Here is a 15,870-nt window from a genome sequence, read left to right as displayed (position 1 = left end):
ACCACAACATCAAGCACTTATGGGACGGCGGACGCCCGGACGCCACGGCGGTGTCCGCACTCCGACGACCGCAGGGCAACCGCAGCGGAGACCGGGCGCCCCATTGAATGATGCATTCAGCATCTCTAGCATCACGCGGTGGATGCATTCACCCTTGGCTCAGGAGAATCCATGTTCCCAGCCAGACGTCCATGGCGTTTCACCGCCGCCGCGCTCCTGCTGACCGCCGCCCTCACCGCCCCCACGGCGGCCACGGCGACGGCCGCCCCGACCGCACGACCACCCCAGGTATGGCCGACGCCCCAGCAGATCCAGAGGACGGCCTCGGGCCAACTCACCGTCCCGGCAAGGGTGGTCGAGGTCGTCGGCCCCGGCACCGACCCCTCCGCCCGGCATCTCGTCGAGTCCGTCCTCCGCGGCGCCGGCGCCACGCACATCACCACCGTTCGGTCCGACGGCAGGCCTCCGAAGGCCGGTCTCACCGTCTATCTCGGCGGCCCCACCGAAAACCCGGCCACAGCAGGCGTTCTCAAGCACCTGCACACCAAGTCCCCCACCGGCCTTCCCTCCGGCGGTTACGCCCTCACATCGGGCCGCGCGGACGGCCGCGCCCTTCTCGCCCTCTCCGGCGTCGACACCACGGGCACGTTCTACGCGGCCCAGACCCTGCGCCAACTGGTCACGAAGAAGGGCGGGTTGCCACCGGTCACCGTCCGCGACTGGCCCACCGCCGCCCTCCGCGGAGTCGTCGAGGGCTTCTACGGCACCCCCTGGACACAGACCGAGCGCCTCACCCAGCTCGACTTCTACGGCCGTACGAAACAGAACGCCTACGTCTACTCCCCCAAGGACGACGCCTACCTGCGCGCCCGGTGGCGCGACGAGTACCCGGCCGCCGAGCTGGCCCGGCTCAGGGAACTGGTCGACCGTGCCGACGCCAACCACGTCCGCTTCACCTACGCCCTCTCCCCCGGCCTGTCGGTCTGCTACTCCTCGGCGTCCGACATCGCGGCCCTCACCCGCAAGTTCGCCTCGCTGTACGACATCGGCGTGCGGTCCTTCGCGATCCCGCTGGACGACATCAGCTACACCAAGTGGAACTGCGACGCCGACGAGAAGGAGTTCGGCACGGGCGGAGGAGCGGCGGGGACCGCTCAAGCCCACCTCCTCAACCGGGTCTGGCAGGACTTCTCCGCCCACCACACCGGCCTCCGGCCCCTGGAGATGGTCCCCACCGAGTACTCCGACCTCGCCGACTCCCCGTACAAGAAGGCACTGCGCGACAAGCTGGACCCGTCCGTCGTCGTCGAGTGGACCGGTGTCGGCGTGATCGCGCCGACCATCACCACCGAGCAGCTGAAGCAGGCCCGCACGGTGTACGGTCACCCGATCCTGGTCTGGGACAACTATCCGGTGAACGACTACGTCACCAGCCGTCTCCTCCTCGGCCCCTACACCGGCCGCGAACCCGGAGTCGCGAGCGAGGCGGCCGGTGTGACCGCCAACCCGATGATCCAGGGCGAGGCCGGCCGGATAGCCCTGTTCACCTCCGCCGCGTACCTCTGGAACCCGGACGCCTACGACTCCCACGCGGCCTTCCTCGCCTCCGTCCGCGACCTCGCCGGGCCCTCGGCGGCGGATTGGCTGCGCGTCTTCGCCGAGAACAACTACTCCTCCCAGCTGGACGCGACCGAGTCGCCCACCCTCACCGGGCTCATCGCCGCGTTCCGCACGGCCTACGACCACGACAGCGGCCTCGACCGGGCCGCCGCCGCGCTGACGGCGTACTTCACGGACATGGCAGCCACGCCCGCCGAGCTGCGCGCCCACCTCCCCAACTCCGCCTTCCTGGACGAGACTTCGGCCTGGCTGGACAAGCTCGGCCGCTACGGCGCGGCGGGCCGGACCGCCGTGGCCCTGCTGCTGGCCGACAAGAAGGGCGACTCGGACGCCGTCACCACGTACTGGAACCGGCTCAGGGCCGAGCGCAAGGAACTCGACGCGATCCCGCAGCAGGTTTCGCCGGGTGTGATGGACCAGTTCCTCTACACGACGATGCTGGAGACGGCCCCCGACCCGGGCGTCGACGCGGCCTTCGTCCCGGGTTCGCTGAGCCTGGAGCCGGGCGCGACCGGGACGGTCACGCTCGACCTCACAGACAAGCGCTCCACCGCCTCCCGCACGGTCACCTGGAAGCTCGCCGTACCCGACGGCGTCACCGTCTCACCGTCCGAGGGCAGTGCCACCGTCCCGGCCGGGGGCAGTGCCTCGGCGACCGTCAAGGTCACCGCCGGGACGGCACAAGGGGTCCGCTCGCTCGTGGTGTCCGGCACCGGAATCCTCACCCGGGCACTCCCGGTCCGGGTCACCGACGGGACGGCCACGTCCAGGGCGCTGACCGCCAACTTCAGTGGTGCTTCGGTGAGTTCGATCGACCTCTCCTCGGGGAAGAGCACCGACATCGCCGTGGGCGCCAACCCCGGTGAGGTGGTCGTGAGCGCCGACGGGCGCACCGCCTACGCCGCCGATCAAGGCTCGAACACGGTCAGCGTGATCGACGTGACCGCCGGCAAGGTCACCGCCACGGTCCCCGTGGGCCGGGTCCCGGCCGGCCTCGCCCTCACCCCTGGCGGCCGTACGCTCTGGGTCGCCAACTACACGGACGGCACGGTCCAGCCCGTGGACACGACCACGCTGACGGCGGGCACGCCCGTCCCGGTCGGTTCCGGGCCGGAGAACATGGCGATCACACCCGACGGCAGGACCCTGTACGTCGCCGACATCCACGACAACACGGTCTCGCCCGTCGATCTCACCACAGGCAAGGCCGACACCGCCGTACCGGTCGGCCCGAGCCCCTTCAACGTGGTCGCCGCGCCCGACGGGAGGACGGTGTATGTGTCCGACTCCGGCGGCTCCACGATCACTCCGATCGACACCACGACGAACGACACCGAACCGACCCTCCTGGTCACGGGCCAGGCCTACGGCCTCGCCCTCTCCCCGGACGGCCGCACACTCTGGGTCAGCCCCAGCAACGGCGACTCCGTGACCCCCGTCGACACGGTGACCGGCACCCCCGGCAAGCAGATCGCAGTCGGCAAGTCGGCCTTCGACGTCGCCCTGAACTGGAACGGCACCAAGGCCTACGTCACAACAGCCGACGGAAACGCCCTGATACCGATCGACACAACCTCCGGAACAGCAGGGCCACCCCTCCCCACCGGCGCATATCCCCTGGCGGTAGCACTAGCTCCCTAAGGGGCGCGGGGAACTGCGCGACCAGCCCCCACCGGACCGCAGACAAATCACCGCCCAACGGAGTCAACTCGCGGTACGCCGAATCCTCCCGGCGTACCGCTTCTCCAACTCCAGGTTCCCCTCGAACCCACCGGGCACGTTGGCCGAGACATAGACAGGCGGCCGCTCACCGGAATCGAGCAGCAGCTTCGAAGCCTCGGCGACGGCCATCTGGACCAACATCACCCCGGTGAGGGTGGACAGCGCACAAACAGCCCCACCCCCGGGAAGCTCCAACAACGCATCCCCCCGCGGCGCCCGGTTGTCGAGCACGACATCGGCCAGATCGGCGAGCTTCTTCCCGCTCGGATGCCCGGCGGGGACGGCCCGCGTATGGGTGAGGGAGGTGACGGCGAGGACCCGGTGCCCCCGCTCCTTCGCGTGCAGCGCCATCTCGACGATCACATTGTTGACACCGGAGTTGGAGATGATCACAAAGAGGTCCTGGGGGCTCGCCCCGGCGAGGCGGTAGAGCCGCTCGGCCACCCCCTCGCTGCGCTCCAGGAGCGGGTCGTCGAGGACGCTCGGATCGTCACCGCCGTGAAGAACGAGGTCGGCGATGCTCAGCCGGTTCGTCGGCACCAAGCCACCCGCCCGGCCGGCGAGTTCGAGGACGATGGCCTGGGAGTGGCCGGTGCCGAAGGCCTGGATCACGCCGTCCGAACGGACGCAGTCGGCAATCAGCCCGGCGGCCCCCGCCACCTCTTCGCGTGCGGACTCGGTGATGTTCGCCAGGACGGCCAGGCTCTCCCGTGCGAAGCCCTCGGCGCTCACAGACTCGACGGACACACGACACTCCCCACTGGTGGATTGAACCACCCCATCCGACTCCACAGGTGAATCAATAAATCACATGGGTCATGCAGCGAGCAATGCGACGACACAACGTGCGAACAAGCCTCACTTCTCTGGTACTGGTATTCAATCCGCACCCCGACGGGTGGCTGATACCTTCTCCTCATGCCCTCGACGGACGTCACCACACTGATCCGCACCGAGCTCCCCCGGCTGGCCGGATCCCTTCGCAAGGTCGGCGAGCTGGTCCTGGAGGATCCGGCCGCCGTAACCCACTGCTCGGCCGCCGAACTGGGCCGCCGCACCGGCACCTCGCAGGCGACGGTGACCCGCTTCTGCCGGGCCATCGGGCTCGACTCCTACCAGCATCTGCTGATCGAGCTGGCCCAGGAGCGCGGCCGCGGCGAGGTCTCCGACTGGGGCTCCGCCGAGATCGGGCCGGACATCTCGCCGGACGACAGCCTGGAGCGGGTCGTCCAGGTCGTCGGCAGCGCCGACCTGCGCGCGATCCAGCAGACCATCGACCGGATCGACCTCGACGCGGTCGAGCGCGCGGCCCAGGCGCTGGCCAAGGCCCGGCGGATCGATGTGTACGGCGTCGGCGGCAGCGGCACGGTGGCCCAGGAGACCGAGACCCGGCTGTTCCGCATCGGCTGCGCGGTCCGCGGCTGGACCGAGGTGCACGGGGCGGCCACCTCCGCGGCCCTGCTCACCCCGGCCGACGTGGCCATCGGCATCTCCCACTCCGGTGCCACCCGCGAGACCCTCGAACCGTTCGAGATGGCCAAGGAGCGCGGCGCCACCACCGTCGCCGTCACCACCGACCCGCGTTCGCCGCTCGCCAGGGCCGCAGACATCCGGCTCATCTCGGCCACCTCGGAGACCAGCTTCCGCACCGGCAGCATCGGCGGCCGCCACTCGGTCCTGATGATCGTCGACTGCCTCTACGTCCGGGTCGGCCAGCTCTCCTACCAGCGCGCCAGCGCCTCCCTCGCCCTCACCGACCACATCGCCCCGCAGCACGCGGTGAAGTCACGCCGGACGAGGTGAGATCCGGCCTCGGTTGCATGGATGAACCACCGAGAATGCGTCAAGGTGGTTGTTTGAATCATCCCGGCGATGCCAGGATGGGGCTCCCCCGAGCATCCTCGTAGGAGACCCATGCGCGTCACCTCTGCCGAGTCGACCGAGCTCTTCGTCGGGACGACCGAGCATCCGCACCAGGTGATGGCCGTCGAGCTGAGCCACACTCCGGGCCGCACGGTCCGCATCGCCGTCGACGGCCCGGGCGTGTCAGGCACGGCGGTCGCGGCCTCGGGCGACGACGGCACGGTCCACGCCGAGATACCCGTGACGACCGACCTGGCCCCCGGCGACGGCACCCATGTCACCGTCACCGCCGAGGATGCCGAGGACCCCGCGCACACCACGCAGCGCACCGTCCCCTTCACGGCCGCCGAGCCCGGCTGGACCATGTTCATGGTCAGCCACTTCCACTACGACCCCGTGTGGTGGAACACCCAGGCCGCCTACACCGAGACCTGGGACGTCGCCGACGACCCGGCCACCACCGGTCTGCCGGCCCGGACCTTCGACTCGCGCGGCCAGTCCGGGATGAGCCTGGTCCGCGCGCACTGCGACCTGGCCCGCCGGGACTCCGCATACACCTTCGTGCTCGCAGAGGTCGACTACCTCAAGCCGTACTGGGACGCCTTCCCGGAGGAGCGGGCCTTCCTGCGCGAGCTGATCCGCACCGGCCGCGTCGAGATCATGGGCGGCACCTACAACGAGCCCAACACCAACCTGACCGGCGCCGAGGCCACCGTACGCAACGCTCTGTACGGAGACGGGTTCCAGCGCGGGATCATGGGCTCGTCGCCGGAAACCGCCTGGCAGCTGGACGCGTTCGGGCACGATCCGCAGTTCCCGGGGCTGATGGCGGACGCGGGGATCAGCTCCAGCTCGTGGGCGCGCGGCCCGTTCCACCAGTGGGGGCCGACTCTCTCCGTCTTCGGCGAGGAGCCGCGCGATCCCGGGCGGATGCAGTTCCCGGCCGAGTTCAGCTGGATCGCCCCGTCGGGGCGCGGGCTGCTGACGGCCTACATGGTCAACCACTACGGCGCCGGCTGGGCGATCGACAACGCGTCCACCCTGCCGGCGGCGGAGGCGGCCGCCCTCAAGCTGTTCCGGGGCCTGAGGTCGGTCGCCCTCACCCGCAACGTCCTGCTCCCGGTCGGCGGCGACTACGCGCCGCCGTGCCGCTGGGTGATGGACATCCACCGGGACTGGAACGCCCGTTACGTCTGGCCGCGCTTCATCAGCGGCACACCGCGCGACTTCTTCGCCGCCGTGCGCGCGCAGCTCGACGCGGAGGGCCGCAAGGCGTCCCCGCAGACACGGGACATGAACCCGGTCTACACCGGCAAGGACGTCTCCTACATCGACACCAAGCAGGCCCAGCGGTACGGCGAGACGCTGCTCGTCGACGCGGAGGCCTGGGCGACGCTCGCCTCGCTGGTCACCGGGCACCCGTACCCGGACGCGGCGCTCGACAAGGCCTGGCGGCAGCTGATCTACGGCGCCCACCACGACGCCATCACGGGCTCCGAGTCCGACCAGGTCTACATCGACCTGATGACCGGCTGGCGCGAGCTGGCCGACCTGGCCGAGACCGTGCACGCCGATGCCACACGGGCACTGGCCGACCGGGTCACCCCGGGCGACGGCGCCGACCTCGTCGTCTTCAACTCCGCGACCTGGCAACGGCGGGACGTCCTGACGGTCGACGACCCGGGACTCGTCCCCGTCGGCCTCCCCGCCGTCCGCGAGAACGGTCAACTGCATGTCGTCGTACCGGAGTTGCCCGGCATGGGGTTCAAGGCCCTGCCCCTCACCGAGGGCTCCGTCCCCGGGTGGGCGCCCGGCGAGGGCACCACCATCCGCAACGAGTTCTACGAGGTCACGGTCGACCCGGCGCGCGGCGGCGGCGTCCGCAGCCTGCGCGCGCTCGCCGAGGGCGGCCGGGAGCTGCTGCGCACCGGGGACATCGGCAACGAGCTCGTCGTGCAGGAGGAGTACCCGAGGCACCCGCGTTTCGGCGAGGGCCCCTGGCACCTCACGCCGACCGGGACCACCGCCGCCCGCAGCCGTGACGTGGTGGCGGAGACCGAGGTCGAGCACTCCCCCGCCGGTGCACGGATCACCGTCCGCGCCGACCTCGGGCTGTTCCGCTACACACAGCGTCTGACGCTGTGGACAGGCGTTCCGCGCGTCGACGTGACGACGACCATCGACGGCCACGACGGCGCCGACCGGCTGATCCGCGTCCGCTGGCCCTCCGACGTGCAGGGCGGACTGCCGGTGCACGAGGTGGCGGACGCGGTGATCGGTCGCGGGTTCGGGTTCGTGGACGTGGACAGCGAGCAGTTCCCGTGGACCCTGGACAACCCGGCCAACACCTGGTTCGGGCTCGGGTCGACGGCACGGGTCGAACTGCGGGACGACACCGGCACGTTGCTCGGCCGGCGGTCGATCGGGGTCGCCGAGCTGGTGTACGCCTCCTGGGACGAGGCCGGTGAGCTGGGCACACCGCTCGCGGCCGCCCTGGTGCGCGCCGGGGTCACGGCGACCTCCACGATCGCCGACGGCCCGCGCTACGGCGACCTGGAGGTCGACTCCAACCTGCCCGACATCCGGATCGCCGTCGGCGGCCCGGACCGCAACTCCCTCGTCGCCGAGGCGCTGGGCTGGGACCCGGCCGCCGGGCGCGAACTGCAGCGACAGCTGGCCGAGGGCGGCGTGGCGGCCGTCTGGGTCGCGCCGCGCGCCTCGTTGCGCGAGGAGTGGGTGCCCGGGGCCGACCTGCGCGACCTCGAACGGCTGCCGCTGCTGGTGGTGGCGGGCACCGACGCCGAAGGTGACGCGAAGGCGGTCGACGCGCTGATCGCCGACCTGGACGACGCGACCGTCACGGCCACGGCGGCGGGTGGCGGCGAGGCCCTCCCACCGGGCGACGCCTGGGACGGACGCGGCTTCGCCGTCCTCAACCGCGGCACCCCGGGCTGTGTCGTCACCTCCTCCGGGGACCTCTACATGTCGCTGATGCGCTCCTGCACGGGCTGGCCGTCCGGAGTCTGGGTCGACCCGCCCCGCCGCACCGCTCCCGACGGCTCGGGGTTCCAGCTCCAACGCTGGTCCCACACCTTCGAGTACGCGGTGGTCGGCGGCGAGGGCGACTGGCGCGAGCAGCGACTGCCCCGCGCCGGCCATGAGTTCAACCACCCACTGAGCGCGCGGCTGCGGGAGGGTTCGGACGCGGCCTCCCTGCCCCGGGAGTTGAGCCTGCTGCGTCTCGAACCGGAGGGCGAGGTCCTGCTCGACGCCCTCAAGCCGGCCGGTTCGCCGCTCGCCCGTGGAAGCGTGGCGCCGGCGGATCCGGAGCGCGCGGTCGTCGTGCGGATGCACGAGGTCAACGGGCGTCCGGTACGGGCCCGCGTGCACGGGCCACGGGCGTGGACACGGGGCGCCCGCACCGACGTACTCGAAACGCCCGGAGAGAAGCTGGCGCCGGACGAACAAGGCGTCCTCGGAATCGGGCTGACCGGGTTCGAGGTCGCCACGCTCCTGGCCGCGCCCTTGGAGGGCCCCCGGCGCCCGTACGACCCCGGCGTCGCCGCCCACGAGCCCGCCCAGCCGGTCCACACCCGCTACTGGCTCCACAACTCCGGCCCCGCGCCCCGCGGCAACATGCCGGTCGCGGTGTACATCTCCCCGACGACGCTCACCGCCTCCGGCGGCCCCTTCAACGCGACGGTCCGCGTCTCCTCGGAACTCACCGACGCGCCCGTCTCGGGCACGGTGACCGTCGAGGCACCGCCCGGCTGGTCCGCCGAGCCGCCCGCACTGCCGTACGCCCTGGGCCCCGGCGGCTTCACCCTCACCGAGGTCACGGTGACGCCCCCGCCCGACGCGTCGCCCGGCCGACACTGGCTGGCCGCACGCCTGTCGTACGAGGGGCAGACGTACGAGGACGTGGTGGCCGTCGACGTGCCGGGCGAGCCGGCTGGGCCAACTCTGCTGACAGAACTGGGAGTTGAACGGATCACCGTCAGGACCGGCGAGCGCGTCCGCATCCCGGTGACACTGCGCAACACCACCCAAGGCCCCCTCAACGGCACCCTGTGGGCAGTCTCCTCGTGGGGCACCTGGCCGGGCGTCACCCCCGGCTGCCAGGGCTTCACGGTCGCGGCCGGGCAGCAACTGGCCCACGGCATCGAGGTGGACGGCAGCGCGGTACCGCCAGGCTCGTACTGGCTGCTGGCAAAGACCGCCTGGCACGGCCGGGTGGCCTACACGAAGGCCGTCGAGCTGGAGGTAACGCCATGACGGACCACGCTGCGGTCGTACACGGCGAACCAGTCCCGAAGGAGCGCGTGAACGCCTTTCTCCGGACGGTGCCGGAGCGCCCCGTCAGGGGCGCGGGGCTGTACTCATCAGCGGCTGCGCCGCAGGGCGCGACCAGCCACAACGACACAGCAGACGGCCACCGACATGACGAGGCACTGTCCGCCCCGGCCCGCGCGGAGCGCCAACGCAGGCGCTGGGCGACGCAGGTCGTGGTCGCGGACGAGCTGGCCCGAAGGGCCTGCACGGACCGCGGCCTCGCACCGCCCGCGGAGGTATCGCCGGCCCGGCTGCTGGCCGTACCCGAAAAAGACGTCGCAGACCTCGGCAGCATCGTCGCCGCGGCCCTCGCCCACTCCCCCGCCGCCCGCGCCCTCCTCGCCGAATTGGAGACCGAGCAGGACGTGCCCGAGGAAGCCGTACGGGACTACTACGAGCGCAACCGGGACCGCTTCCTCACCCCGGACGCGCTCCGGCGCGGAGTCGACCCGTTCGGGCAGGCGGCGCCCACGGACTTCCTGCCGTTCGCGCAGGTCCGACAGGGTGTCGCGGGCGAACTGCGGCGCGCTGCGGGCCGGCGTGCCTTCTTCGCCTGGTTCGACCGGGCGCGGGCCGACGTGGCGTACGCCGCCGGGCACGAGCATCCCGGCGACCCCTCGCACCCGGACCACGAGCACCGCCACTGAGTCACGGGCGGAACCGAAACGCAACACGGCAAACCATTGACCTCCGATGAATTCTGGTCCACCTTTTCATCAATCGGAGTCGAAGTTGGTTGATTGAACCAGCCATCGGCTGGTCCCAGGAGGGTGGACATGCGCGCTGGAAGACTCACCGCATCCGTGGCGGGAATCATCGCCCTGACGCTGACGGCGGCCGGCTGCGGCCTGTCCGGCGGCTCCGGCGGCGGGGACGGCACCGCCGGGGGCTGCAAGGTGGACAAGGGCAACGTCGGCTCCGGAAAGCTGACGGGCGACGTCAAGGGACAGATCACCTTCCAGACCACGAACCTGAAGAAAGACTTCGGGGCCTTCTTCAACGGGGTGATCGCCTCCTTCGAGAAGGCCCACCCCGGCGCCAAGGTCAAGTGGATCGACGACCCGGGCGACAACACCTTCACCCAGCGGACCGTCGCCGACGCCCAGGCCTGCACGATGCCGGACGTCATCAACGTCAACGCCCCGACCGCGACCGCCCTCACCAAGGCCGGCTACCTGCTGAACCTGAGCGTGAAGGACCCGGAGGTCGCCAAGCCGTTCGTGCCGTCGTTCTGGAAGTCCGCGACGTTCAAGGACGCCTCCGGCTCGGCGGTCCACACCACGCTTCCCTGGTACACCGGCGGCGTCCTGCTGACGTACAACAAGGACCTGCTGGAGAAGGCCGGGGTCGACCCGGCGAAGCCGCCGACGACCCTGTTCGGGCTGTTCGCGGACTACGAGAAGATCGCCAAGGCGGGCAAGGGCACGTTCTACGCGACGATGGCCAACCCGGTCTGGCGGATCCCGTCGGACTTCGACCAGATGAACATCAAGACGCTCTCCGCCGACGGCAGGTCCGCCGTCTTCGCCAATGATCCGAGGACTACCCAGTGGGTGGCCTGGATGGCGAAGCTGTACAAGGAGGGCGCCATGCCGAAGGACTCGCTGTCCTCCAGCAACGACCCGTCCACGCTGTACAGCCAGGGCAAGGTCGCCTACGGCTCGACGAACCCGAGTTTCGTGCGCTTCGTGAAGCAGAACAGCCCCTCGGTCTACGACAAGACGGCCGTGGGCCAGCAGCCCTACGACGCGCTGGGCCGCGCCTCCGCCGGCGCCCCGCAGTACATATCGGTCGCCGCGACCAGCAAGCACGCACCCGTGGCGCTCGCCTTCGCCGAGTTCCTCACCGACGCCGAGAACCAGACGGCCTGGTGCAAGGACCCGGACGTGGTGATCTTCCCGACCACCACGGACTCGCTGAACGACCCGTTCTTCCAGAAGGTCACCGGCAGCGACCCGTTCTCGCAGGCCCGCAAGCTCGTCGCCGACCAGCTCAAGACGGCCGACACCAACCAGACGAACCTCTCCCCGGCCGTGCAGAACGCGATCGTGGGGCAGGTGCAGCTGGCCATGCAGGGCAAGAAGAGCCCCGCGCAGGCCGTCAAGGACGCCCAGGCCAAGGCGAACGACCTGCTGAAGCAGGCGGGCTGAGCGTGGCGACCGAGACCGCTGAGCCGGTGTTCGTGCCTGGTACGGAGCGCACCGCCTCCGTACCGGGCACGGCCCCGTCCCGTATCCGCCGCATCGTCCGGGCCGTGCTGCCCGGCCCGGCTCCCGGCGCCAACGGAGCGGCGCTGTACCGCCGTTGGTGGCTGCCCTGGCTGTGGACCGCGCCCGCGATCGTGTGCGCGGTGGTGTTCGGGGTGTTCCCGTTCCTCAACACCGTCATCCTGTCGTTCACGAACGCCAAGCCGCTGGGCGGCGCCGCGAGCTTCGTCGGGCTGGACAACTACACCCGGATGCTGGACGACTCGGACTTCTGGCTGGCCACCCGCAACAGCATCCTGTACGCCGTCATCGTCGTCCCGCTGATGGTGCTGCTGCCGCTGATGCTGGCCGTGCTGGTGGAGAGGAACCTGCCCGGCATCGGCTTCTTCCGCTCGGCCTTCTACACGCCGGTGCTCGCCTCCAGCGTGGTCGTGGGCCTGAGCTGGCAGTGGCTGCTGGCGGACGACGGGCTGGTCAACACCTGGCTGGAGAAAGCCCACTTGATCAGGTCGGCCATCCCGTTCCTGTCCGACTCCTGGCTGATCCTGCTGTCGGCGATGGGTCTGACGCTGTGGAAGGGCCTCGGCTGGTACATGGTCTTCTACCTGGCCGCGCTCGGGAACGTGCCGCAGGAGCTGCACGAGGCGGCGCAGATGGACGGCGCCGGCGCGGTCCGCCGCTTCTGGCACATCACCGTGCCGGGCGTGCGCCAGGCGATGATGCTGGTCGGAACCCTCACCGGCATCGGCTGTCTCAGGGTGTTCACGGAGATCTTCATGCTGGGCAGCTCCACCGGCGGGCCGGGCGGCGCCGACCGCACCCTGCCCTTCTACATCCGCGACGTCGGTCTGGACCCGATCACCGGCAACGCCGGCTACGGCTCCGCGGTCAGCGTCGCCCTGTTCGTACTCACCCTCGGCCTGACCCTGCTGGCGCAGCGGCTGACGAAGGAGGACGAGGCATGACGACCGCCGTCGACAAGCCCCGGCGGCTGATGCCGCGCTGGCGGGAGTACGGCCGCCCCCGCGAACTGGTCGTCCGCTACCTGCTGTTGCTCTTCGTACTGGGCATCACGGTCGGCCCGCTGCTCTGGCAGTTCCTCGCGTCGCTCAAGGGCGTCGGCGAGGACGTCTTCGGCGCGGACGCGTCCCTGCTGCCGCACCACCCCACCCTGCGGGCCTACCGTGAGGTCTTCTCCCAGGTGCCGGTGGCGACGTACATCCGCAACAGCCTGATCGTGGTGGTCCTGTCGATCGTCAGCCAGCTCGTCTTCTCCACGACGGCCGGCTACATGCTCTCCAAGCCCGGCTGGAAGGGCCGCAAGGCGGTCTGGGTGGTGCTGGTCGCCTCCATGATGTTCCCCTTCGAGTCGATCATGGTGTCGCTGTTCCTGAGCATCCGCGACCTGGGTCTGATCGACAACCTGGCGGGCGTGTGGCTGCCCGGGTTCGTCGGCGCCATCAACGTCCTGCTGATGCGCGGCGCGTTCCTCGCCGTACCCCGGGAGATCGAGGACTCGGCGATGCTCGACGGCGCGAACGAGTGGCAGCGGTTCCGGTACCTGTACCTGCCGTCCGCGTGGGGCGCGATCATGGTGGTCACCATCAACACCTTCATCAGCGCCTGGGACGACTTCCTCTGGCCGCTGATCGTGCTCCGCTCGGAGAACCACATGACGCTGACGCTGGGGCTCTCCCGGCTGCAGAGCTCGTCGTTCGGCTACGACCAGCGGGTGGTCATGGCCGGTTCGGTGATCTCCGTGATCCCGGTGCTGGTGCTGTTCGTGATCACCCAGCGCTGGTTCTACAAGGGCGTCTCCGCGGGGGCGGTCAAGCTCTGACGGCCCGGCAGGTCCAGCACTGCGGGTACGGCGCTGAGCGCGGCCCGCGCGGACTCGGCGACCCGGATCTCCACGGACCTGGTCCCGGCGAGTCGGTCCCTGTCGAGCGGCAAGGTGACCGAACGGCACTCGCCGGGTACCAGGTCGACACCCTCGAACGCGAACAGTTCGAGGGTGCGCGGCCAGGTGGGCGTGATCAGGCGCCGCAGATAGACCTGCACGACCGTACGGCCCTGCCGCGGACCGGTGTTGGTGACATCGACCGTGACGCTCTGCCCGTCGGTGCGCGGCGGGCCGTACGCGAAGCTCGTGTACGACAGCCCGTGCCCGAAGGAGTGCAGCGGCTCGGCGCTCTCGTCGACGTAGCCGCCGTACTCGGTGTCCTTGTGGTTGTAGTGGACGGGGAGCTGGGCCGCCGAGCGGGGCAGCGAGACGGGGAGCCGGCCGACGGGTTCCGCGTGTCCCAGCAGTACCTCGGCGATGGCGTCGCCGCCCCACGGGCCCGGATACCAGGCGGTGAGCAGGGCGGCCGCGGTCTCGGGCACGACGTGCGGGCGGCCCTGGACCAGGACGACGGCGGTCGGCGTGCCCGTCGCCACCACGGCGTCCAGGAGGACGTACTGGGCGCTGCCCAGCCGTAGTCCGGCGAGGTCGACGCCTTCGCCGCAGGTCATCTCCGAAACGGCAGTGAGCGCGGCCCCGTTGGCGGCGAAGTCCGTCTCGGGGCTGCGGGCGCTGCTGCCGCCCAGCACCAGCACGGCGACGTCGGAGGCGGCGGCCGCGGCGACCGCCTCGGGGATGCCGGAGAGGTCCCCGCCGGTGAGCGCGCAGCCGCGGGCGTGCCGGATGTCCGTGCCGGGCGGGGCGAGCTCGCGGAGCCCGTCGAGGACACTGCTGCCGGTGCGCTGCGGGGCCGTGTAGTCGCCCGACTGATGGGCGGAGGTGGCGGACTGGGGCCCCAGGACGGCGATACGGGAGACGCTCGCCGGGATCGGGAGGGCGCCGCCGTTGTTGTGGAGGAGCGTGACCGAGGCCCGGGCGAGGGCGGTGCTGAGGGCGCGGCCTTGCTCGGCGGAGGGCAACCCGGGCCCTCCGTAGGGGCGTTCGAAGAGGCCGAGACGGAACTTCAGGCGCAGGACGCGGGCGACGGCGGCGTCGAGGACGGACTCGTCGACGAGCCCCTTCTCCACGGCCTCCTCCAGATGCGTGAAGCCCTCGTCCCACAGGCTCAGGTCGACACCGCAGTGGAGGGCGAGGGCGCCCGCGGAGACCTTGTCGCCGGTGATGCGGGCCAGCCGGTCCACGGCCAGCCCGTCGGCCATGACCAGCCCGTCGAACCCCCAGCTCTCGCGCAGGAGCCCGGTGAGCAGCGCGCGGTTGCCGGAGCAGGGCATCCCGTCGACCTCGTTGTACGCGGCCATGACGGCGGCGGCCCCGGCGCGGACGCCCGCGCGGGCGGCGAGGAGGTGGATCTCGTCCAGCTCCCGCCGGCCGAGCTCCGACTCGGCGGAGTTGCGGCCACCGACGGTGGCGCCCTGCCCGGCGAAGTGCTTGAGGACGACGGGGGCCCGGTCGGCGGCGAAGAACTCGGCGGGCTCCCCCTGCATGCCGCGCACGAGCGCCTCCGTCAGACGGGCGGCGAGGTACGGGTCCTCGCCGAAGCACTCCTCGGTGCGGCCCCAGCGGGGGTCGCGGACGATGTCGAGCGCCGAGACCAGGGCCAGGTGGCCGCCACGGGCGCGGAGTTCGGCGGCGGCGTGCGCGGCGGCGCGCTGGTACAGCGCGGGGTCCCAGGTGGCGCCGACGGCCAGGTTGACGGGGAGGACGGTGCCGTCCAGGGCCATGTGGCCGTGCGGCACCTCCTCCACGAACAGCGCGGGGACACCGAGCCGGCTGCGCTGGAGAACGTGCCGCTGCACCAGCTCCGCGAGGGCCGCGCTGTCCTGGGCGCCGGGCCCACTGCCGTGGTCGACACCGGACCAGGCGTCGGCACGCATCAGCCCGTAGAGAGCGCCGAGCCCCTCGAATCGGTCGGTCTCGGCGTACAGGGCGTCGGTGAGTTCGTAGCCACCGTCGTCGGTCCGGCGGTAGGCGTCCCAGCCGTACATGCGCTGGTTGAGCTGCCCGGCCTTCTCGCGGAGGGTCATACGGGCGAGGAGGTCACGGACGCGGGCGTCGAGGGGGGCGGTGGGGTCGCGGTAGAGGGGGCGGTCCCGGTGGGTGCGTTCGGCGCGGTCGGCCGCTGGTTCCGGAGTCGGCATGCGGCCGTTCCTTTCGCGTGGGCAG

The 15,870-nt window shown here is 71.0% G+C and carries 9 protein-coding genes; 7 read left to right on the top strand and 2 right to left on the bottom strand.

Annotated features, from left to right (window positions below):
• The first annotated feature begins 171 nt into the window (after positions 1-171).
• Positions 172-3,261: a beta-N-acetylglucosaminidase domain-containing protein gene (locus tag LJ657_RS05180; RefSeq protein ID WP_232647022.1), complete on the top strand. Its 3,090-nt coding sequence runs from the start codon at positions 172-174 to the stop codon at positions 3,259-3,261.
• Positions 3,262-3,324: 63 nt separating this feature from the next.
• On the opposite strand, the gene LJ657_RS05175 is transcribed toward LJ657_RS05180, so the two are convergent.
• Positions 3,325-4,089: a sugar isomerase domain-containing protein gene (locus LJ657_RS05175; RefSeq protein ID WP_232647021.1), complete on the bottom strand. Its 765-nt coding sequence runs from the start codon at positions 4,087-4,089 to the stop codon at positions 3,325-3,327.
• 171 nt (positions 4,090-4,260) lie between these two features.
• Between LJ657_RS05175 and LJ657_RS05170 the strand changes: the two genes are divergently transcribed.
• The 6 genes from LJ657_RS05170 (at position 4,261) to LJ657_RS05145 (ending at position 13,584) form a co-directional block, all read left to right on the top strand.
• On the top strand, positions 4,261-5,145 hold the full coding sequence (locus LJ657_RS05170; RefSeq protein WP_232647020.1) for a MurR/RpiR family transcriptional regulator: 885 nt from the start codon (positions 4,261-4,263) through the stop codon (positions 5,143-5,145).
• A gap of 111 nt (positions 5,146-5,256) precedes the next feature.
• Positions 5,257-9,480: a glycoside hydrolase family 38 N-terminal domain-containing protein gene (locus tag LJ657_RS05165; RefSeq protein WP_232647019.1), complete on the top strand. Its 4,224-nt coding sequence runs from the start codon at positions 5,257-5,259 to the stop codon at positions 9,478-9,480.
• On the top strand, positions 9,477-10,184 hold the full coding sequence (locus LJ657_RS05160; protein ID WP_232647018.1) for a peptidyl-prolyl cis-trans isomerase: 708 nt from the start codon (positions 9,477-9,479) through the stop codon (positions 10,182-10,184). The genes LJ657_RS05165 and LJ657_RS05160 overlap by 4 nt, the downstream gene beginning before the upstream one ends.
• Positions 10,185-10,313: 129 nt before the next feature.
• Positions 10,314-11,687 carry an extracellular solute-binding protein gene (locus LJ657_RS05155; protein WP_232647017.1) on the top strand — a complete coding sequence of 458 codons (1,374 nt, stop codon included), beginning with the start codon at positions 10,314-10,316 and terminating at the stop codon, positions 11,685-11,687.
• Positions 11,688-11,689: 2 nt separating this feature from the next.
• A complete protein-coding gene (locus tag LJ657_RS05150; protein ID WP_372487805.1) occupies positions 11,690-12,709 on the top strand; it encodes a carbohydrate ABC transporter permease in 1,020 nt (339 codons plus the stop codon).
• A complete protein-coding gene (locus tag LJ657_RS05145; RefSeq protein ID WP_232647016.1) occupies positions 12,706-13,584 on the top strand; it encodes a carbohydrate ABC transporter permease in 879 nt (292 codons plus the stop codon). Before LJ657_RS05150 ends, LJ657_RS05145 begins: the two co-directional genes overlap by 4 nt.
• Here LJ657_RS05145 and LJ657_RS05140 read toward each other — a convergent pair.
• Positions 13,548-15,845, bottom strand: a complete 2,298-nt coding sequence (locus LJ657_RS05140; protein ID WP_232647015.1) for a glycoside hydrolase family 3 N-terminal domain-containing protein — start codon at positions 15,843-15,845, stop codon at positions 13,548-13,550. The genes LJ657_RS05145 and LJ657_RS05140 overlap by 37 nt on opposite strands.
• Positions 15,846-15,870 lie beyond the last annotated feature (25 nt).

Origin of the sequence: Streptomyces guryensis (assembly GCF_021261325.1) — a bacterium.
Lineage (GTDB): Bacteria > Actinomycetota > Actinomycetes > Streptomycetales > Streptomycetaceae > Streptomyces > Streptomyces guryensis.
This window is presented reverse-complemented; position numbering and strand designations above follow the sequence as displayed.